The 18,746-nt window shown below is 56.1% G+C and carries 16 protein-coding genes and 1 tRNA gene; 10 read left to right on the top strand and 7 right to left on the bottom strand.

Annotation, left to right across the window (positions count from 1 at the left end; all coding sequences use genetic code 11):
- Positions 1–311: 311 nt before the first annotated feature.
- From VPX56_RS15270 to mgtE, 6 genes are all read left to right on the top strand, one after another.
- A complete protein-coding gene (locus VPX56_RS15270) occupies positions 312–1,424 on the top strand; it encodes a porin OmpC (protein WP_131634915.1) in 1,113 nt (370 codons plus the stop codon).
- Between the two features lie 116 nt (positions 1,425–1,540).
- The gene (gene apbE / locus VPX56_RS15265) at positions 1,541–2,596 is read left to right on the top strand and encodes an FAD:protein FMN transferase ApbE (protein ID WP_131634916.1); all 1,056 of its coding nucleotides are present in this window, start codon (positions 1,541–1,543) and stop codon (positions 2,594–2,596) included.
- A 72-nt stretch (positions 2,597–2,668) separates the two neighbouring features.
- A complete protein-coding gene (gene ada, locus VPX56_RS15260; protein ID WP_407655154.1) occupies positions 2,669–3,727 on the top strand; it encodes a bifunctional DNA-binding transcriptional regulator/O6-methylguanine-DNA methyltransferase Ada in 1,059 nt (352 codons plus the stop codon).
- The gene (gene alkB / locus VPX56_RS15255) at positions 3,727–4,377 is read left to right on the top strand and encodes a DNA oxidative demethylase AlkB (RefSeq protein WP_326467418.1); all 651 of its coding nucleotides are present in this window, start codon (positions 3,727–3,729) and stop codon (positions 4,375–4,377) included. The genes ada and alkB overlap by 1 nt, the downstream gene beginning before the upstream one ends.
- Before the next feature lie 75 nt (positions 4,378–4,452).
- Complete coding sequence (locus tag VPX56_RS15250) at positions 4,453–6,096, top strand: multidrug ABC transporter permease/ATP-binding protein (protein WP_326467416.1); 1,644 nt, start codon at positions 4,453–4,455, stop codon at positions 6,094–6,096.
- A 148-nt stretch (positions 6,097–6,244) separates the two neighbouring features.
- Positions 6,245–7,681 (top strand): magnesium transporter, encoded by a 1,437-nt coding sequence (mgtE, locus tag VPX56_RS15245; protein WP_131634920.1) that lies wholly within the window; start codon positions 6,245–6,247, stop codon positions 7,679–7,681.
- On the opposite strand, the gene VPX56_RS15240 is transcribed toward mgtE, so the two are convergent.
- Complete coding sequence (locus VPX56_RS15240; protein ID WP_326472080.1) at positions 7,644–8,933, bottom strand: SulP family inorganic anion transporter; 1,290 nt, start codon at positions 8,931–8,933, stop codon at positions 7,644–7,646. The genes mgtE and VPX56_RS15240 overlap by 38 nt on opposite strands.
- Before the next feature lie 188 nt (positions 8,934–9,121).
- On the opposite strand from VPX56_RS15240, the gene mqo reads away from it, so the two are divergent.
- Complete coding sequence (gene mqo / locus VPX56_RS15235; RefSeq protein ID WP_326467414.1) at positions 9,122–10,771, top strand: malate dehydrogenase (quinone); 1,650 nt, start codon at positions 9,122–9,124, stop codon at positions 10,769–10,771.
- 103 nt (positions 10,772–10,874) lie between these two features.
- Here mqo and eco read toward each other — a convergent pair whose 3' ends face one another.
- The gene (eco, locus tag VPX56_RS15230) at positions 10,875–11,384 is read right to left on the bottom strand and encodes a serine protease inhibitor ecotin (RefSeq protein WP_131634922.1); all 510 of its coding nucleotides are present in this window, start codon (positions 11,382–11,384) and stop codon (positions 10,875–10,877) included.
- 201 nt (positions 11,385–11,585) lie between these two features.
- Between eco and VPX56_RS15225 the strand changes: the two genes are divergently transcribed.
- Together VPX56_RS15225 and VPX56_RS15220 are read left to right on the top strand one after the other, a co-directional pair.
- On the top strand, positions 11,586–11,846 hold the full coding sequence (locus tag VPX56_RS15225) for a DUF2534 family protein (protein WP_010433451.1): 261 nt from the start codon (positions 11,586–11,588) through the stop codon (positions 11,844–11,846).
- 139 nt (positions 11,847–11,985) lie between these two features.
- Complete coding sequence (locus VPX56_RS15220; protein WP_131634923.1) at positions 11,986–13,173, top strand: MFS transporter; 1,188 nt, start codon at positions 11,986–11,988, stop codon at positions 13,171–13,173.
- A 39-nt stretch (positions 13,174–13,212) separates the two neighbouring features.
- On the opposite strand, the gene VPX56_RS15215 is transcribed toward VPX56_RS15220, so the two are convergent.
- From VPX56_RS15215 to VPX56_RS15205, 3 genes are all read right to left on the bottom strand, one after another.
- Positions 13,213–13,289 (bottom strand) — tRNA-Pro (locus tag VPX56_RS15215).
- 71 nt (positions 13,290–13,360) lie between these two features.
- Complete coding sequence (yejM, locus tag VPX56_RS15210) at positions 13,361–15,121, bottom strand: LPS biosynthesis-modulating metalloenzyme YejM (RefSeq protein ID WP_263609863.1); 1,761 nt, start codon at positions 15,119–15,121, stop codon at positions 13,361–13,363.
- A gap of 19 nt (positions 15,122–15,140) precedes the next feature.
- A complete protein-coding gene (locus VPX56_RS15205) occupies positions 15,141–15,368 on the bottom strand; it encodes a YejL family protein (RefSeq protein ID WP_001135586.1) in 228 nt (75 codons plus the stop codon).
- 134 nt (positions 15,369–15,502) lie between these two features.
- On the opposite strand from VPX56_RS15205, the gene yejK reads away from it, so the two are divergent.
- A complete protein-coding gene (gene yejK / locus VPX56_RS15200; protein ID WP_263609864.1) occupies positions 15,503–16,510 on the top strand; it encodes a nucleoid-associated protein YejK in 1,008 nt (335 codons plus the stop codon).
- 52 nt (positions 16,511–16,562) lie between these two features.
- Here yejK and rplY read toward each other — a convergent pair whose 3' ends face one another.
- Complete coding sequence (gene rplY / locus VPX56_RS15195) at positions 16,563–16,847, bottom strand: 50S ribosomal protein L25 (RefSeq protein ID WP_022648733.1); 285 nt, start codon at positions 16,845–16,847, stop codon at positions 16,563–16,565.
- Between the two features lie 125 nt (positions 16,848–16,972).
- Positions 16,973–18,733: a DNA repair helicase RadD gene (locus VPX56_RS15190; RefSeq protein WP_326467408.1), complete on the bottom strand. Its 1,761-nt coding sequence runs from the start codon at positions 18,731–18,733 to the stop codon at positions 16,973–16,975.
- Between the last annotated feature and the right edge of the window lie 13 nt (positions 18,734–18,746).

Genomic DNA, 18,746 nt, shown 5'->3' with positions numbered 1-18,746 from the left:
GAGATATTGCGTCATTTTGTTTTGTCATTCAGTGCTGTAAATGTTTTCTTTATAACTTATTGATTTTTATGTTTATTAATAACTGTTTGATTATGCGTGCTATATTTTTAAGCTCTTTGTGCTTTGTAAAAGTTCCCTTGCGTTTACATATTGAAACATCTTGGGCGATAAATGAAACATCTTCAAAGTTTTCGTATCATATTCCCATTGGATTATTCTGTAATTTTAAGGAGAATGAACTTGCCGACTGGTTAAGAGGGTTGATCAGTAAGCAGTGGTAATAATAAGGCATATAACAGAGGGTTCATAAAATGAAAGTTAAAGTACTGTCCCTCCTGGTACCAGCACTGCTGGTAGCAGGCGCAGCAAATGCGGCTGAAATTTATAACAAAGACGGCAACAAATTAGATCTGTACGGCAAAGTTGATGGTTTGCACTATTTCTCTGACGACGACGGTCAGGATGGCGATCAGACCTATATGCGTCTCGGCTTCAAAGGCGAAACCCAGGTTAACGATCAGCTGACCGGTTACGGCCAGTGGGAATACCAGATTCAGGGCAACACCGACGAAGGTGATAACCAGTCCTGGACTCGTGTGGCGTTCGCAGGTCTGAAATTCGCAGACGCAGGCTCATTCGATTATGGTCGTAACTACGGCGTTATCTACGACGTGACTTCCTGGACCGACGTCCTGCCAGAATTCGGCGGCGATACCTACGGTGCAGATAACTTCCTGCAGTCTCGTGCTAACGGCGTAGCAACCTACCGTAACCAGGACTTCTTCGGCCTGGTTGACGGTCTGAACTTCGCTCTGCAGTATCAGGGCAAAAACGGCAGCGTTGACGGTGAAAACGACGGCGGCCGCAGCCTGCTGAAACAAAACGGTGACGGTTACGGCGCATCCGTGACCTATAACCTGGGCGAAGGCTTCAGCATCGGTGGTGCGATGGCTTCCTCCAAACGTACTTACGATCAGAACAACTCTGCGGCGCTGGGTGATGGCGATCGTGCAGAAGTCTACTCTGGCGGCCTGAAATACGATGCGAACAACATCTATCTGGCAACCCAGTATTCTCAGACCTACAACGCAACTCGTTTCGGTACCTCTAACGGCAGCAACCCGAGCACCGTTTACGGCTTCGCTAACAAAGCGCAAAACTTCGAAGTGGTTGCACAGTACCAGTTCGACTTTGGTCTGCGTCCATCCGTGGCTTACCTGCAGTCTAAAGGTAAGGACATCGAAGGGTACGGCGATCAGGATCTCCTGAAATATGTTGATGTTGGCGCGACCTACTACTTCAACAAAAACATGTCTACCTATGTGGACTACAAAATCAACCTGCTGGATGACAACGACTTCACCCGCCAGGCTGGTGTCGGTACGGATGATATCGTAGCGCTGGGTCTGGTTTACCAGTTCTAATCGTTCGCCGATATGACTTAGGGGCCTGCTGGCCCCTTTTTTCATGCCTTTTTTAAGGTCTTACAATTCACCCGTTTTGGTGTACTCTTGCCGCCCTGGCATGAGGATAATAATGAATGGATATGACTTTTTTACGCGCCAGCGTTCTGGCTACCTTTTTTTTCCTGACGGCATGTGACTCATCAACCCCTCCTGTAAAAACCAGCGCGCCAGCGGCAACGGTGCTGGAAGGCAAAACGATGGGCACGTTCTGGCGCGTAAGCGTCATGAATCTCGACAATGCGCGTGCTGACGAACTGCGCGGCAAAATTCAGTCGCAGTTGGACGCCGACGATCAGCTGCTTTCTACTTATAAAAATGACTCGGCGCTGATGCGTTTTAACCTGTCCAAAAGCACCTCGCTCTGGCCGGTGAGTGAATCGATGGCCGATATCGTTACCGAATCCATACGCGTGGGCTACAAAACCAACGGTGCGATGGACGTGACGGTCGGGCCGCTGGTGAACCTCTGGGGATTTGGCCCGAACAAACAGCCGGTAAAGACGCCTGACCAGGCGGCCATTGATGACGCCCGCGCCCGCACCGGGCTACAGCACCTGACGGTGATCAACCAGTACGGCCAACAGTATCTGCAAAAAGACATACCCGATCTGTTCGTCGATCTTTCGACGGTAGGGGAAGGCTACGCGGCGGATCATCTGGCGGCGTTAATGGCGCAGGAGGGGATCTCACGTTACCTGGTGTCCGTGGGCGGCGCCCTCGTTAGCCGGGGAATGAACGCCAGCGGTAAACCGTGGCGGGTGGCGATTCAAAAACCGACCGACGAGCAGAATGCCGTGCAGGCGATTGTTGACATCAACGGTCACGGCATCAGCACTTCCGGCAGCTACCGTAACTATTACGAGCTTGACGGTAAGCGCATCTCGCACGTTATCGATCCGCAGACCGGTCGTCCGATCCAACATAACCTCGTGTCCGTCACGGTGATCGCGCCAACCGCGCTGGAGGCCGATGCCTGGGACACCGGATTGATGGTTCTCGGTACGGAGAAAGCCAAAGAGGTGGTTCGCCAGGAAGGGTTGGCGGTGTACATGATCACCAAAGAGGCTGACGGCTTTAAAACCTGGAGCTCACCGCAGTTTAATAGCTTCCTGGTGCGCGAAAAAAATTAAAAAGCAAGGTTGCAGGTTTTTGTTCGCTGGCACTCAGGCACGCTGTATGTATGCTTGTAAGAGGAGCCGATGATGATGAAAACCAACTTTACGACCGATGACGATCGCTGGCTGGCCGTGCTGGCCCGCGATCCCCGCGCAGATAGCCAGTTTGTTTTTGCCGTGCAGACGACGGGGATTTACTGTCGCCCGTCCTGCCGCGCCCGTCACGCGTTGCGTAAAAATGTCTGCTTCTACCCTGATGCTCAACATGCCGCTTTGGCGGGGTTTCGTCCGTGCAAGCGCTGCCTGCCGGACCAAAGCGATCCTCAGGCGCAGAAGCTGGCAAAGGTTGAGCAAGCCTGCCGCCTTCTGGCACAGGATCCTGCGATAACCCTCGACGCGCTGGCGCAGCAGGTTGCCAGCAGCCCTTTCCATTTCCATCGCCTGTTCAAATCCGTCACCGGCCTGACGCCGAAAGCCTGGCAGCAGGCGGCACGAGAACAGCGTCTGCGCAGCGCGCTGGCTCAGGGGGATAACATCACCGATGCCGTTCTGGCCGCGGGATTTCCCGATAGCAGCAGCTACTACCGCAAAGCGGATGATGCGCTGGGGATGACCGCAAGGCAGTACCGAACGGGCAATGTTGCGGTGCGTTACGCCATCAGCGATTGTTCCCTTGGGCGTTGCCTGGTGGGCGAAAGCGAGCGGGGGATCTGCGCAATTTTATTGGGTGACGACGATGCGTCATTAATCCTCGAGCTGCAGTCCTTGTTTCCGCATGCCGAATCAGAGCCGCTTGAAGGCGCCTTTGCGCAGCGCATCCGGCAGGTGATTGCCAGTATCGATAGCCGCGACGTGCCGTTCACGCTCCCGCTGGATATACGCGGCACGGCCTTTCAGCAGCAGGTCTGGCAGGCGCTCCGCGCCATTCCCCGCGGTGAAACGGCAAGCTATCAGCAGGTGGCCCGGGCGATTGGCAAACCTAACGCGGTGCGCGCGGTGGCGGGAGCCTGCGGTGCAAACAAGCTGGCGATTGTGATCCCCTGTCATCGCGTTGTCCGTAACGATGGTGCGCTGTCGGGATACCGCTGGGGGACGACGCGAAAGGCAATGCTGCTAAAACGAGAGGCCGGGAGCCGGGAGGAATAATGCTCGATCTATTTGCAGATGCGGAACCCTGGCAGGAGCCGCTTGCGCCAGGGGCGGCGATCCTGCGGCGCTTTGCGCTCTCCCGAGCGGCGGCGCTGCTGGAGGCTATCGATGACGTCGCAGCCGCGTCGCCTTTTCGTCATATGGTGACGCCGGGAGGCTATACCATGTCGGTGGCAATGACCAACTGCGGCCAGCTTGGCTGGGCAACGAATGCGCGCGGCTACCTGTACGCATCGGTTGACCCGATGACCGGCACGCCCTGGCCGCCCATGCCTGACGTCTTTCAGACGCTGTGCCGCGATGCCTCAGCCGCGGCGGGCTACGCCGACTTCAGGCCGGATGCATGTCTGGTTAACCGCTACGCGCCGGGCGCAAAACTCTCTTTGCATCAGGATAAAGATGAACCCGACCTGCGCGCGCCGATCGTCTCGGTATCCTTAGGCTTACCTGCGGTTTTTCAGTTCGGCGGATTACATCGTAACGATCCGCTCAAGCGCCTGATGCTGGAGCATGGCGACGTGGTGGTGTGGGGTGGCGAATCGAGGCTGTTTTACCACGGCATACAGCCGCTTAAGCCGGGCGTTCATCCGCAGACGGGCGAATACCGCTATAACCTGACCTTCCGGCAGGCATCGTATAGCGAATAAAAATAAGAATTATTCTTGATGTAGCCGTAAGGCAGTTTACACTGCTGGCTGTTTTTATTGCCTGGACTGTTTTGCATGCAACTTCTTCTTCTTGTCTGGCGTCAGTATCGCTGGCCCTTTATAGCGGTAATGGCGCTCAGCCTTGCCAGCGCGGCGTTGGGTATTGGCCTTATTGCCTTTATCAACGTGCGCTTAATTGAAATGGTCGATACCTCACTTTCCGTGTTACCGGAATTTCTGGGCTTACTGCTTTTGCTGATGGCGGTCACGCTGGGTTCGCAGCTCGCGCTGACGGTACTGGGCCACCATTTCGTTTTCCGCCTGCGCAGCGAATTTATCAAGCGGATCCTCGACACGCACGTTGAGCGCGTGGAGCAGCTTGGCAGCGCCTCCCTGCTGGCGGGGCTGACCAGCGACGTGCGCGCTATTACCATCGCGTTTGTCCGTCTGCCTGAACTGGTGCAGGGCATCATCCTGACCTTTGGATCGGCGGCCTATCTCGCCTGGCTCTCCACAAAAATGCTGGCCGTCACCGCAGTATGGATCGTCATCACCATCTGGGGCGGATTCCTGCTGGTATCGCGCGTCTATAAACATATGGCGGTGCTGCGTGAAACCGAAGACAAACTCTATAACGATTACCAGACGGTGCTGGAAGGGCGGAAAGAGCTGACCCTTAACCGCGAGCGCGCCGAGCATATCTTCAACAATCTCTACATTCCCGATGCGCGTGAGTATCGCCATCACATCATTCGCGCCGATACCTTCCACCTGAGCGCGGTGAACTGGTCGAACATCATGATGCTGGGCGCCATCGGCCTGGTGTTCTGGATGGCGAACAGCCTCGGCTGGGCGGATACCAACGTGGCGGCAACCTACTCGCTGACGCTGCTGTTTTTACGCACGCCTCTGCTTTCTGCCGTTGGCGCATTGCCCACATTGCTGAGCGCACAGGTGGCGTTTAATAAGCTCAAGAAATTCGACCTGGCGCCATTTAAGGCTGAATTCCCACGCCCGCAGGCCTTCCCGAACTGGCAGACGCTGGAGCTGCGGAACGTGACGTTCCGCTATCAGGATAATGCCTTCTCCGTCGGGCCGGTCAATCTGACGATCCATCGCGGCGAACTGCTGTTCCTGATCGGCGGTAACGGCAGCGGAAAATCGACGCTGGCGATGCTGCTGACCGGGCTTTACCAGCCGCAATCAGGCGAGATTCTGCTGGACGGCAAGGCGCTGAGCGCAGAGAAACCGGAAGATTACCGCAAGCTGTTCTCCGCGGTATTTACCGACGTCTGGCTGTTTGACCGTCTCCTCGGGCCGGAAGGGCAACAGGCTAACCCTGCGCTGGTGGATAAATGGCTGGCGCACCTGCAGATGTCGCACAAGCTGGAGCTGCAGGATGGCAAGATCCTGAACCTCAAGCTTTCGAAGGGGCAGAAAAAGCGCGTGGCGCTGCTGCTGGCGCTGGCCGAGGAGCGCGACATCATCCTGCTGGACGAGTGGGCGGCGGATCAGGACCCGCACTTCCGCCGCGAGTTCTATCAGGTGCTGCTCCCGCTGATGCAGGAGATGGGTAAAACCATTTTCGCCATCAGCCACGACGATCACTACTTCATTCACGCCGATCGTCTGCTGGAGATGCGCGACGGCAAGCTGAGCGAGCTGACTGGCGACGAGCGCGATGCGGCCTCGCGTGACGCGGTGGCGCGTACGGCCTGATGCCTTCATCCTGACCCTCTCCCACGGGGAGAGGGGATAAATCGTGGCCGCAATGCCGCTTTTTTCTCCATCCCGCCCCGTTGTTTATTCTTATTTACATATCCCCGCGCTATGCTTAGCAACAACTCATTTAATGGATTTATGATTGATGTCGGTATTAAAGAAAAACAGCGCCAGGCAGCGTGACCAGGAGCGCGCGCGTCTCATCTGGCTCCTCACGACCGATAAAGCGGTCACCTCCACCTTATTAGGCAAACTGACTCTGGCTGAGCAATATGATGTCGGCACGCTGGCCGACGATATTGCTGAGGTAGGTGCGCTGGTTGCTCATTTACCCCCGCCCGATCTGGCGGATACCCTTGAAGCGCTGCCATCCGAAGAGCGTCACGCCCTGTGGCGGCTGGTTCAGGATCACGAGCGCGGGCAGGTGCTGCTTGAGGCCTCCGAAAACGTCTGGGATGACCTCATCGATGAGATGAGCGACCGGGATATCCTCGACGCCCTGCAAACGCTGGATATCGACGAGCAAATTTACCTGGTTCAACACCTGCCGCGCAACCTGACCGGGCGCCTGCTGGCGTCTCTGCCTGCCGATGAACGCGCGCGCGTGCGTCAGGTGATGCACTACGAGAAAAACACCGTCGGCGCGATTATGGAGTTTGGCGTCATTACGGTCCGCCCGGACGTCACGCTCGGCACGGTGCAGCGCTACCTGCGCCGCCTGGGCAGTATGCCCGACAACACCGATAAACTGTTCGTGACCTCGCGGGATAAAACCCTGCTCGGCGAGCTGGAGCTGAAAACGATCCTGCTGAACAGCACCCAGCGGCGGGTGAGCGAGGTCATGGAAACCGAGCCGATGGTCTTCTCCCCGGAGGATGACGCGGAGAAAGCGGCGCGCACCTTCGAACGTGATGACCTCGTGAGCGCGGCGGTCGTGGATTCTGTCGGCAAGCTGATGGGGCGTCTGACCATCGACGAAATCGTTGATGTGGTTTACGAAGAAACCGATAACGATTTACGTGCTCTTGGCGGGATCAGCGCCGAAGATGACGTTCATGCCTCGGTAGGGAAGGCGGTTAAAACCCGCTGGGCGTGGCTAGCCATTAACCTGTGTACCGCCTTCATCGCCTCACGCGTGATTGATGGTTTCGAACACACCATTTCGCAGCTGGTCGCGCTCGCCTCTCTGATGCCTATCGTCGCCGGGATTGGCGGTAATACGGGCAACCAGACGATTACCATGATTGTTCGCGCGCTGGCGCTGGAAAATATTCAGCCCGGTAACTTTACGTGGCTCATCTTTAGAGAGATGGGCGTCGCGCTCATCAACGGTCTGGTGTGGGGCGGGATTATGGGCGGCATCACCTGGTGGCTGTACGACGATATGGCCCTGGGCGGCGTGATGATGCTGGCGATGGTGCTGAACCTGCTGGTGGCATCGATGATGGGGGTGATTATCCCGCTGACGATGACCAAACTGGGGCGCGACCCCGCGGTGGGGTCGAGCGTCATGATCACCGCCATTACCGATACCGGCGGTTTCTTTATTTTTCTTGGGCTGGCGACGATTTTTCTTCTTTAAGCCGACGCCTGATGCGGGCGGGAAGCAGGACCATGACGATAATCCCGCCCAGCACGCCAATCGCCAGATTGCCGGTTGATACCGTGGCGGCAACGGTGACCAGCATCACGACGGTTTCCGCTATCGGGGCATTTTTCACGGTCGCTGGCTGAACGCTGTGCCAGCTGAAGGTTTTGATGGCGACAATCGCCATAATCCCCGCCAGCACCGCCATCGGAATTTTTGCCATCACCTCGCTGAGCGCCGTCACCAGGATCAGCAGTACGACGCCCGCCGCAACGGTTGAAATGCGGCTGCGGCCTTTCCCCATCTCCACGTTGACGATGGTTTGACCAATCATCGCGCAGCCCGCAATCCCGCCGTAGAGCCCGGCCAGAATATTTCCCACGCCCAGCCCGATGCTTTCACGACGCTTGTTCGACGGCGTTGCGGTCAGTTCATCCACCAGCTTTGCCGTCAGCAGGGATTCCAGCAGGCCGACAAAGGCAATGCTTAACGCACATGGCCAGATGATGCTCAGCGTCTGGAGATTAAGCGGCACCAGCAGCGCCGTGAACCCCGGCAACCCGCCGCTCATCGAGCCCTCATCACCGACGGTCGGCAGGATTTGCCCGGTGGTGACGGTAAACAGGGTTAACACCACAATCGCAATCAGCGGGGAGGGGATGCTTTTGATAAAGCGAGGTACCCACAGCACAATCAGCAGCGTCAGCACGAACAGGCCGACAATCAACGGGCTTCGGCTCCAGAAATGGGGCACCTGCGCAAAGAAAATCAAAATCCCGAGGGCGTTAACAAATCCGGTCATCACCGACGGCGGAATAAATCGCATCAGCCGCGCCATGCCCAGCGCGCCGAAAAGGATCTGGATAGCGCCGGCCATCAGCACGGCCGGTAAAATGTACTGTACGCCGTGCTGATGTACCATCGGGCCAATCACCAGCGCCACGGAACCGGCTGCTGCGGTCACCATCGCCGGACGACCGCCGAGCACAGACAGAGAAAGACACAGCACCACGGAGGCGATCAGGCTGACTTTTGGATCAACGCCCGCCACCACGGAAAACGAAATGACTTCGGGAATAAGCGCCAGGGCGGTAATGACGCCCGCCAGCGTTTCACGCATGAGATGTTTGGGTGAACGTAGCACCGTGGCGACTTGGCCTTCAGGGGATACAGCAGAATGAGGTAATGACATAGAACTTCGCTGGTTAGGGCAGGCTTCCGTGCGCGCGATCGCAAAGTGCAGCATAGTATCCACAAAATTTCGTGATTGCCAGTTGCCAGCGCAATTCCCTACAAACAATCCATCATTAAATTTCACAATTACAATAATTTCGTAACCTTTAAACAATATTTAAAAGTTGCTACCGTTCCCCCCGCAGCTTTTTTCACCTGCATTTTCCACGCATCACGCACTAGTAAACTAAGGCATAAATTATGAAAAAAATGACTGCCATGCTCTTTTCTCTGGCCGTCGGGCTCAACGCCGTCTCAATGGCAGCGAAAGCAGACGCACCTAAAGAGCAGGAAACGGACGTCCTTTTAATTGGTGGCGGCATCATGAGCGCCACGCTGGGAACCTACCTGCAAGAACTGCAGCCGGACTGGTCAATGACCATGGTCGAGCGCCTCGACGGCGTGGCGCAGGAGAGCTCTAACGGCTGGAACAACGCCGGTACGGGCCATTCGGCACTCATGGAACTGAACTACACGCCGCAGAAAAAGGACGGTTCCATTAGTATCGAGAAGGCGGTCGAGATCAACGAAGCGTTTCAGATCTCGCGCCAGTTCTGGTCTCACCAGGTCAACAGCGGCGTGATGCACGATCCGCACTCCTTTATTAACACCGTACCGCACATGAGCTTTGTGTGGGGCGACCAGAACGTCAACTTCCTGCGCGCGCGCTACGCTGCCCTGCAGCAGAGCACCCTGTTCCGCGGCATGAAGTATTCAGAAGATCACGCTCAGATCAAAGAGTGGGCACCGCTGGTGATGGAAGGGCGTGACCCGAACCAGAAAGTGGCGGCGACCCGCACCGAGATTGGCACCGACGTCAACTACGGTGAAATCACCCGTCAGCTGGTGACGTCTCTCAAGAAAAAAGAGAACTTTAGCCTGCAGCTCAGCACCGAAGTGCGCGGCTTCAAGCGCAACGCGGACAACAGCTGGAGCGTGACCGTTGCCGATCTGAACAACAATGACGCCGAGCGCGTGATCAAGGCGAAATTTGTCTTCATCGGTGCGGGCGGCGCGGCGCTGAAGCTGCTCCAGGAGTCCGGTATTCCTGAAGCGGACGATTACGCGGGCTTCCCGGTAGGCGGCCAGTTCCTGGTCTCTGAAAACCCGGAAGTGGTGAATCGCCACCTGGCGAAAGTGTATGGTCAGGCTTCCGTGGGCGCACCGCCGATGTCCGTTCCGCACATCGACACCCGTATGCTTGACGGCAAACGCGTGGTGCTGTTTGGGCCGTTCGCGACCTTCTCCACCAAGTTCCTGAAAAATGGCTCGCTGTGGGATCTGCTCAGCGCAACCACCACCTCAAACGTTAAGCCAATGATGGACGTGGGCCTGGATAACTTCGATCTGGTGAAATACCTGATTAGCCAGGTCATGCTCTCTGATGACGATCGTTTTGAAGCGCTGAAAGAGTACTATCCGCAGGCGAAGAAAGAAGACTGGCGTCTGTGGCAGGCCGGCCAGCGCGTGCAGATCATCAAGCGCGATCCGAAAGAGGGCGGCGTGCTGCGTCTGGGTACCGAAGTGGTGAGCGATAAAGAAGGCACCATCGCCGCGCTGCTGGGCGCGTCACCGGGCGCGTCTACCGCCGCGCCAATCATGCTGCACCTGATGGAAAAAGTGTTTAAAGATAAAGTTTCCAGCCCGGAATGGCAGGCGAAGCTGAAGACCATTATTCCTTCTTACGGTACAAAGCTGAACGGTAACGTGGATGCGACGGAGCAGGAGCTGGAATACACCAGCCGCGTGTTGCAGCTGCAATACATCAAGCCACAGGCTGCGGATGCTGCGCCAAAAGCGGAGCTGAAGCCTCAGGCGGAAAACAAACCGGTTGCGGATATCGCGCTGTAAGGTAAAAGCAAAACGGTAACATCCGTTACCGTTTTTAGTGTTTTCTCCCTCTCCCGGTGGGAGAGGGTTGGGGTGAGGGCATCAGAGCGCACCCGACCTGGTTTTAACGTACTACCGCTTGTCCGACGTTCTCACCCGCCTGCCACACGCGATACTTCACTTCCACGTTTTCAGGCGTATAGACCACGATCGGCAGCTTGCTGTTGTAGCGCAGCAGGCTGTTATCACCCAGATACGCAGTCACAAATTTCTTCTCTTTCTTACCGTCCGGACACGCCATCATGGTGGAAACCGGCGACGTCACTTTGTCAAAGACGTAGTAGTCATAACCCCAGCCTTCCAGGGTTTTGCTTTCCAGCTGGCCGCCGAGACGGTGCTGGTTGCAGTCCACCTCCAGCGTCTGGCCAATTAACAGCTCAACTTTAAAGTTTGCTTCATCCTGCTGAACAGGCAATTGGATCACCTGACGCTTCATGCCTTTATCCGCCTGCGGGTAAGGTGCCACTTTTTCCAGCGGCTGCTCTTTTGGAGCCTCGTTCGCGAAAGCGCTGGTGCTAACACAGGCAGCGGCGATAAGGGCGATAGCAAATTTAGGTGCGTTTTTCACAGTCATTCCTTAATGTCAAAACGATCGTGTCCAGATTAGCATAACTCAAATGAATGATTAGAGTGATTTACTTACATTTTCAAAATGATCAGATTTATGAACTGCTTTGTAGGCGTTGTTTTGGTGTTTAATGCTGGGTGGAGTCGGCTGGGAGATCGTGTTATTTTAAGCGGCAGAATATGTTATTCATCTGTAAAGGGAAGAGAGATGGTTCGTGCAAAACTGAAAACACCTGAAGGCCGTAAGTTCCTGCTGGCGCTGCTGGTTGTGTTTATGATTGCTGCCGCATGCGTTGGACGGGCAACCATTGTCGGCGTCATTGAGCAGTACAATATTCCCCTCTCCGCATGGACGACCAGCATGTACGTTCTGCAGTCGGCGATGATCTTTGTATATAGCCTGGTGTTCACCGTACTGCTTGCCATTCCGCTGGGCATTTTCTTCCTCGGCGGACGCGATAAGCACTAAGCTATCGCTTTCGCTCATTAAGCCAGCCCACGGGTTGGCTTTTTTTATCCCTCCCTATTTATTAACGATATTTATTCGCATTTCCAGGATATTCTGTCCCGAACATAATGATTGTTCTACAGAAAGCAGGAGATGCTCAATGTTATCCCGGTTTGCAACGCTCAGCCGGATCCCGAAGGGAGTCTGGGTTGTGGGCGGCGTCAGTATGCTGATGGATATCTCTTCGGAGATTATTCATAGCCTGCTGCCGCTGTTTATGGTGACAACGCTGGGTGCCAGCGTGATATTTATCGGCCTGATTGAAGGCCTGGCTGAAGCCACCGCGCTATTTATCAAAGTTTTTTCCGGAGCCATCAGCGACTATCTGGGCAAGCGTAAAGGGCTCGCGGTGCTTGGCTATGGGCTGGGTGCGTTGAGCAAACCCCTGTTCGCCATCGCTTCCTCTTCCGGCATGATTCTGGGGGCGCGGTTAATCGACCGCGTAGGGAAGGGGATTCGCGGCGCGCCGCGCGATGCGCTGGTTGCAGACGTCACGCCGCCGGAACTGCGCGGCGCGGCATTCGGGCTACGCCAGTCGATGGATACCGTCGGAGCGTTTCTTGGGCCGCTGCTGGCCGTCGGGCTAATGCTGCTGTGGAACGATGATTTTCGCACCATTTTCTGGATAGCGGTGATCCCCGGCGTACTTGCCGTGGCGCTGCTTTTTTTTGGTCTGCATGAGCCGAAAACGCCTGTTGAACATAAACGAACGAATCCGATAAAAAAAGAGAACCTGAAGCGTCTGGGCAAAGGCTGCTGGTGGGTCATAGGGTTGGGTGCGGTGTTTACGCTCGCGCGCTTCAGTGAGGCATTCCTGGTTCTGCGCGCGCAGCAGTCTGGCGTGCCGCTGGCGTTGATCCCGCTGGTGATGGTGGCGATGAACCTGCTCTATTTTCTCTCAGCCTATCCGTTTGGCAAATTATCGGATGCCATGAGCCACACCCGGCTGTTGCAGTGGGGGCTGGTCGTGCTGATTGGCGCAGATATTGTGCTGGCGCTGAGCACTCACTGGGCCGGGATTATCCTGGGCGTTGCGCTCTGGGGCGTGCATATGGGGATGACGCAAGGGCTGCTGGCGGCGATGATTGCTAAAACCGCACCCGCTGATTTGCGCGGTACGGCATACGGTATTTTCAGTCTGGTCAGTGGCGTCGGGCTGTTAATCGCCAGCGTCGGGGCGGGGGCGATCTGGGAAACGCTCGGCGCAGAATATACGTTTTATGCCGGGGCGGTGATTTGCGTGTTAACGCTGCTGTATCTGCGCAAAACGCCGGATGAGGTGCAATAAAAAAAACCAGCCAAACGGCTGGTTTTTTTTATGTGTGTTTGGTCGGCACGAGAGGATTTGAACCTCCGACCCCCGACACCCCATGACGGTGCGCTACCAGGCTGCGCTACGTGCCGACGCATAAAAGAATACTACTCGATTCCTTTTTGAATGCAAGGGCACGTGTCGCTAACTGATTTAAAATTAATCAGTTAGCGATGAAGCGTTTCTCATCTGTTAGCACCTGGAGGAGCAGGCTTAACTGGGGTTTCTGATCTTTAATCTTCTCGCCCTGCAGGTTATACGTCTGGTAATTACCGTTGCTGTTCAGCACCAGGGTCTGCTCTGGCGTGGTAACCACCAGCGAATTATTGCCTGCCGCGGTAACCCAGTTATGACGGCGCGTGGCGCTGAAGAGATCCTGCCCTTGAGAATACTCATTTGCCGGTGTGCTCACGTGCAGCAGGCGTTGCATCAGGGTGGTCATCACGTCTTTATGTTCGGTCAGCATATTAATGCGCTGCGCCGGCGTGCCCGGCCAATGGACGATCAGCGGAACATGAAGGTTAGGTCGCGACCACTCCATCTCCTTCGACCGATCGCCCAGCGGTACGCCATGACCTGCAGTGATAATCACTACGGTACTGTCCAGCTTGCCCGACTCGCGCAATGCATCCAGCACGCGCCCGATTTGCGCATCCACATCCGCTGCTGCACGACCGTAGCGGCGTGCAAAACCTTTCTGGTTGCTGTCATCCAGCGTGGTGCCGTTAAGGGCAACCCATGAGAACCAGCGGTTATCTTCCTGCGCATAGCGCTGAAGCCAGTTGATCCACTGATTCGCGGTCTGCTCATCCGACTGGCTTTGTGCGGCCGGAAGCGAGAAATCAGACAGCAGCGCCTGGCGATACAGCGAGCTGTTAAAGCCGTCCGAGGAGAACAGCCCTAACTGGTAGCCCTGCTGGTTCAGCCCGGTGATCAGCGCCGCAGGAATGCGTGCAGAAAGCACGCCGTCCATGTATCCGGCTGAAATCCCGTAGAACAAGCCAAAAATGCCTGCATCGGTTGAGTTACCGGAGCTCATATGCTGCGTGAACGCGACGTTCTGCCTGGCGAAATCGGCCAGCGCAGGCATCTGCTTCTCGTAACGCGAATAGTTAAGCCCGTCGACGGTGATCAGCAGAACGTTTTGACCGCGACCCATATCGCGATAGCGCAGCTCGCTCAACGGATACTGGACGCTGACTGCTTCGGGATTCCCCTGTTCCACCAGACGACGCTGATACTCCTGCGCGTCCAGCAGGCCGTGTTTCTCAAGGAAACGACGCGCCGTCATTGGATAAGAGAGCGGAAGGTTAGCGCGCTGCATGGTAATGGGGCGATAGAAGTTCGCATCCGCCCAGATATACATGATGTGCGAACTGATAAATGAGACGAAAAAGAGCGCGGCAACGGGCTTCGCGTAATGGCGACGCCGGGTCAGGCTGCGCAGTTTTTGCCAGCTCCAGGTGGCAAACAGCATCTCAATCAGCAGAATGACCGGAACGCTGATAAACATCAGCTGCCAGTCGCGTGCCGTCTCGTTCTGGTCGGGGTTAATCACCAGTTCCCAGACGATAGGGTTGAGATGGAGGTGGAATCGGGTAAAGACTTCGCTGTCGATCAGCAGCAGCGTCATGCCCGCCGTCGCGAGGATCGCGGACAAGAAGCGCATCAGGCGCTGCGACATCACGACAAACGTCAGAGGGAACAGAATCAGCAGGTAGGTGGCGAAAACCAGAAAGCTAAAGTGGCCGACCACGCTCATCCAGGAGTAAATACGCCCGGTTAGCGTCGTTGGCCAGTCCGCCACAAACAGATAACGACAGCCAATGACCGTCGCCAACAGAATGTTGAACAGGGCAAACCAGTGCCCCCAGCTGACCATCTGGGAGACTTTTTCACGGTAGCGCTGACGGTTCGTCACCATAAACTGTTGTTCGTTTCCCTTAGTGTGCCTGGTCGTCGCTAACGGAAGACTGCAGTGCCTGGGCGAAAGATTTGGCGATCGCCTGACGCTGAGCCGGAGCAACGCTGGTATTGATAAGGTTGGTGACCATGTTTCCCAATACCATCAGGGAAAGATCGGTCGGCGTTTTATGTTTTTCCAGTACGTTGACCAGCTCACTGAGCAATTGTTCAACGTGTTCGTCACTGTAGCGGGAATGTTGTGGCATAAATCAAAATCAGTTTGTTGAGAGAAGGGCGACATATTACCGTAGCAACAGCTTTTTTTCCCCTTTTTTATCTTCTGTTGCACACATGCGCTGGTGGTGGTTGAATACCGCCCGGTCTAAAAGGAGAGTTTATCATGAGTCTGGAAATCAACCAGATTGCCTTGCACCAGCTTATCAAACGCGATGAGCAAACCCTTGAGGTGGTGCTGCGCGATTCGTTGCTTGAACCCACTGCTACCGTTGTAGAAATGATGGCGGAGCTGCACCGCGTCTACAGCGCGAAAAATAAAGCCTACGGCCTGTTCAGCGATGAGAGCGAGCTGGCGGACAGCCTGCGTTTGCAACGTCAGGGTGAAGAGGATTTCCTGGCGTTTAGCCGTGCTGCCACCGGTCGCCTGCGCGACGAGCTGGCGAAATATCCGTTTGCCGATGGCGGTATCGTCCTGTTTTGTCACTATCGCTACCTGGCGGTGGAGTATCTGCTGGTCACCGTGCTGAATAACTTAAGCAGCATGCGCGTGAACGAGCAGCTGGATATCAGCTCTACGCACTATCTGGATATTAACCATGCCGACATCGTGGCGCGTATTGATTTGACCGAGTGGGAAACCAATCCGGAATCGACCCGCTACCTGACCTTCCTGAAAGGGCGGGTGGGTCGTAAAGTGGCGGATTTCTTTATGGACTTCCTCGGTGCCAGCGAAGGCCTCAACGCTAAAGCGCAGAACAAAGGTCTGCTGCAGGCGGTAGATGACTTCACCGCAGAGGCGCAGCTCGATAAATCCGAGCGTCAGACCGTGCGTCAGCAGGTTTACAGCTACTGCAACGAACAGCTGCAGGCGGGCGAAGAGATTGAGCTGGAGTCGCTGTCTAAAGAGCTGGCGGGCGTGAGCGAAGTCAGCTTCCAGGCATTCACCGCGGAGAAAGGCTACGAGCTGGAAGAGAGCTTCCCGGCGGATCGCAGCACGCTGCGTCAGTTAACCAAATTTGCCGGCAGCGGCGGTGGGCTAACCGTGAACTTTGACGCCATGCTGCTCGGTGAGCGTATTTTCTGGGATCCGGCCACCGACACCCTGACCATCAAGGGCACGCCGCCGAACCTGCGCGATCAGCTGCAGCGCCGCACCTCCGGCGGTAAATAGCAGGCATAAAAAAACCCCGCAGACGCGGGGTTTTTTTTCGACAGGTTTGCGATTACGCGCGAACGAAGTCGATGTGAGACAGTTTTGGCTTGAACGGGTGACGCTGAACAGCCTGAACCTTCACTTTTTCTTCTTTACCGCCAACAACGATGGTCAGAACTTCGCTGTAGAATTCAGCTTTGTTCTGCATGTTCCACACTTTGTCGTGATCCAGTTCGATAGCAACTGGAGCAGCTTCGCCACCGTAAACGATAGCCGGGAACTTGTTAGCGTTACGCAGGCGGCGGCTCGCACCCTTACCCTGCACGTTACGTACTTCTGCTTCGATAGTGAACATTGATTTCTCTCTGTATTTAAAACCCTGCTACAGGCGACCCAGCAGCAGGCGAGTGTTCTGCCTCACGGATGTGAAGCGGGCGGCATTTTATACTCAAATGCCCCGCACATCAACGAAAAGTCCCGTTAACCGCGTAATTCATTCGCCCGGCGGAAGCGTCCTTCGTAGTCAAAGACCTTCTCACGCACCTGCCAGAACTGACCTTTTTTACGGGCGACGACGAAATCAGGATGGCGCAGCAGCGCCTGCTGATGAACGATGTCGGCAACGGTTATCCAGCGCAGGGGCACGCCCGGCGTGCGGGTGTGCGGGCGGATAAACAGCTGTTCGAAGGCCGTCCGCTGGGCCGGCGTCTGGACCCGGAAGCGCTCGCTAACGTCCGCGCCGTCCTCGTCGTAATAGGTAATTTTTAGCCACTCGCCTTTTTCATCGGCGCCGGGCTGCAGCGCCATGCCGGAACAGCGCAGCACCAGGGCATCTTTCAGCTTCAGCGCGGCTTTCAGCATATCGTCAGGGTCGACCAGCACCGTGTCGCACTCCCGGCAGCGGCGGGCGGCAATGTCGTTTTCGGCGTTGCACTGCGGGCAGTTTTTAAAGCGGAAACGAAAGTCGCACTGCTCGCGATGCCCGTCATCATCTTCAAACCAGCCCTGACAGCGGCGGCCGAAATGCTCAATCAGCGTGCCGTCGGCGGTCGTTTTACCCCAGAAGGTGTTGGCAAACCCGCAGGCGGGGCAGAAGACCTGAACGGGCACGTTGTCACTTTTGCCTTTAGGCGTGCCCACTTCAGGGGAGTAGAGATCGTGCGGGTTGCCCGCATAATCCAGAATCAGGCAGTCGGTTTTCCCCGGCGCCAGGCGCAGTCCGCGGCCAACAATCTGCTGATACAGGCTGACGGATTCGGTTGGGCGCAGAATGGCGATCAGATCGACGTGCGGCGCATCGAAGCCGGTGGTTAATACCGAGACGTTAACCAGATAGCGAAACTGCTGTGCCTTGAACGCATCAATCAGGCGATCGCGTTCCGGGCCGGGCGTTTCGCCGGTAATCAGCGCGGCGTCGTCAGCGGGCAGCAGGCCGGTGATTTCGCGCGCGTGTTCAACGGTAGCCGCAAAAATCATCACCCCTTTGCGCGTCTGCGCGAACTCCTCAATCTGGCTGATGATGTGCGGCGTAATGCGTTTTTGCTTTTTCAGCTCCTGATTGAGATCCGCTTCGCTGAACAAGCCGTTGCTTTGCGCCTGCAGGCGGCTGAAGTCGTACTGAACGACGGGCATATCCAGCCGCTCCGGCGGCGTCAGGTAGCCGTGTTTAATCATGTAGCGTAGCGGAAGCTCGTAAATGCAGTCGCTGAACAGCGCTTTCGCGTCTCCCCGCACCATGCCGTGATAGTGGAAGTGGTAAATCCAGCCTTTCCCCAGACGAAACGGCGTTGCCGTCAGGCCGAGCAGGCGAATGTGAGGGTTTACGTCCTTTAGATGAGAGAGGATTTGCTGGTACTGACTGTCGTCGTCATCGCTGATGCGGTGGCACTCATCGACAATCAGCAGCGAAAATTCGCTGCGAAACAGGTCCAGATTGCGCGCGACGGACTGCACGCTGCCAAACACCACCTTACCGTGGCTCTCTTTGCGCTTTAGCCCGGCGGCGAAGATATCGGCCTCCAGTCCAAGCGCGCAATACTTGGCATGGTTTTGCGCCACCAGCTCTTTGACGTGCGCCAGCACCAGCACGCGCCCGCGCGCCAGACGCGCCAGTTCGGCTATCACCAGGCTTTTGCCTGCGCCGGTCGGAAGCACAATGGCAGCAGGCTCCCGATGCTTACGGAACCAGGCGAGGGTGGCGTCAACGGCTTCCTGCTGATAGGGACGGAGTGTAAAAGTCATGAGATCTCGGTTT

This window comes from Enterobacter wuhouensis, assembly GCF_035835995.1.
GTDB lineage: Bacteria > Pseudomonadota > Gammaproteobacteria > Enterobacterales > Enterobacteriaceae > Enterobacter > Enterobacter wuhouensis.
This window is presented reverse-complemented; position numbering and strand designations above follow the sequence as displayed.

Excerpts from the sequence above, each read along its gene's own strand:
- VPX56_RS15270 (WP_131634915.1), top strand. The coding sequence starts at position 312 with ATGAAAGTTAAAGTACTGTCCCTCCTGGTACCAGCACTGCTGGTAGCA.
- apbE (WP_131634916.1), top strand. The coding sequence starts at position 1,541 with ATGGATATGACTTTTTTACGCGCCAGCGTTCTGGCTACCTTTTTTTTC.
- ada (WP_407655154.1), top strand. The coding sequence starts at position 2,669 with ATGATGAAAACCAACTTTACGACCGATGACGATCGCTGGCTGGCCGTG.
- alkB (WP_326467418.1), top strand. The coding sequence starts at position 3,727 with ATGCTCGATCTATTTGCAGATGCGGAACCCTGGCAGGAGCCGCTTGCG.
- VPX56_RS15250 (WP_326467416.1), top strand. The coding sequence starts at position 4,453 with ATGCAACTTCTTCTTCTTGTCTGGCGTCAGTATCGCTGGCCCTTTATA.
- mgtE (WP_131634920.1), top strand. The coding sequence starts at position 6,245 with ATGTCGGTATTAAAGAAAAACAGCGCCAGGCAGCGTGACCAGGAGCGC.
- VPX56_RS15240 (WP_326472080.1), bottom strand. The coding sequence starts at position 8,933 with ATGCTGCACTTTGCGATCGCGCGCACGGAAGCCTGCCCTAACCAGCGA.
- mqo (WP_326467414.1), top strand. The coding sequence starts at position 9,122 with ATGAAAAAAATGACTGCCATGCTCTTTTCTCTGGCCGTCGGGCTCAAC.
- eco (WP_131634922.1), bottom strand. The coding sequence starts at position 11,384 with ATGACTGTGAAAAACGCACCTAAATTTGCTATCGCCCTTATCGCCGCT.
- VPX56_RS15225 (WP_010433451.1), top strand. The coding sequence starts at position 11,586 with ATGGTTCGTGCAAAACTGAAAACACCTGAAGGCCGTAAGTTCCTGCTG.
- VPX56_RS15220 (WP_131634923.1), top strand. The coding sequence starts at position 11,986 with ATGTTATCCCGGTTTGCAACGCTCAGCCGGATCCCGAAGGGAGTCTGG.
- yejM (WP_263609863.1), bottom strand. The coding sequence starts at position 15,121 with ATGGTGACGAACCGTCAGCGCTACCGTGAAAAAGTCTCCCAGATGGTC.
- VPX56_RS15205 (WP_001135586.1), bottom strand. The coding sequence starts at position 15,368 with ATGCCACAACATTCCCGCTACAGTGACGAACACGTTGAACAATTGCTC.
- yejK (WP_263609864.1), top strand. The coding sequence starts at position 15,503 with ATGAGTCTGGAAATCAACCAGATTGCCTTGCACCAGCTTATCAAACGC.
- rplY (WP_022648733.1), bottom strand. The coding sequence starts at position 16,847 with ATGTTCACTATCGAAGCAGAAGTACGTAACGTGCAGGGTAAGGGTGCG.
- VPX56_RS15190 (WP_326467408.1), bottom strand. The coding sequence starts at position 18,733 with ATGACTTTTACACTCCGTCCCTATCAGCAGGAAGCCGTTGACGCCACC.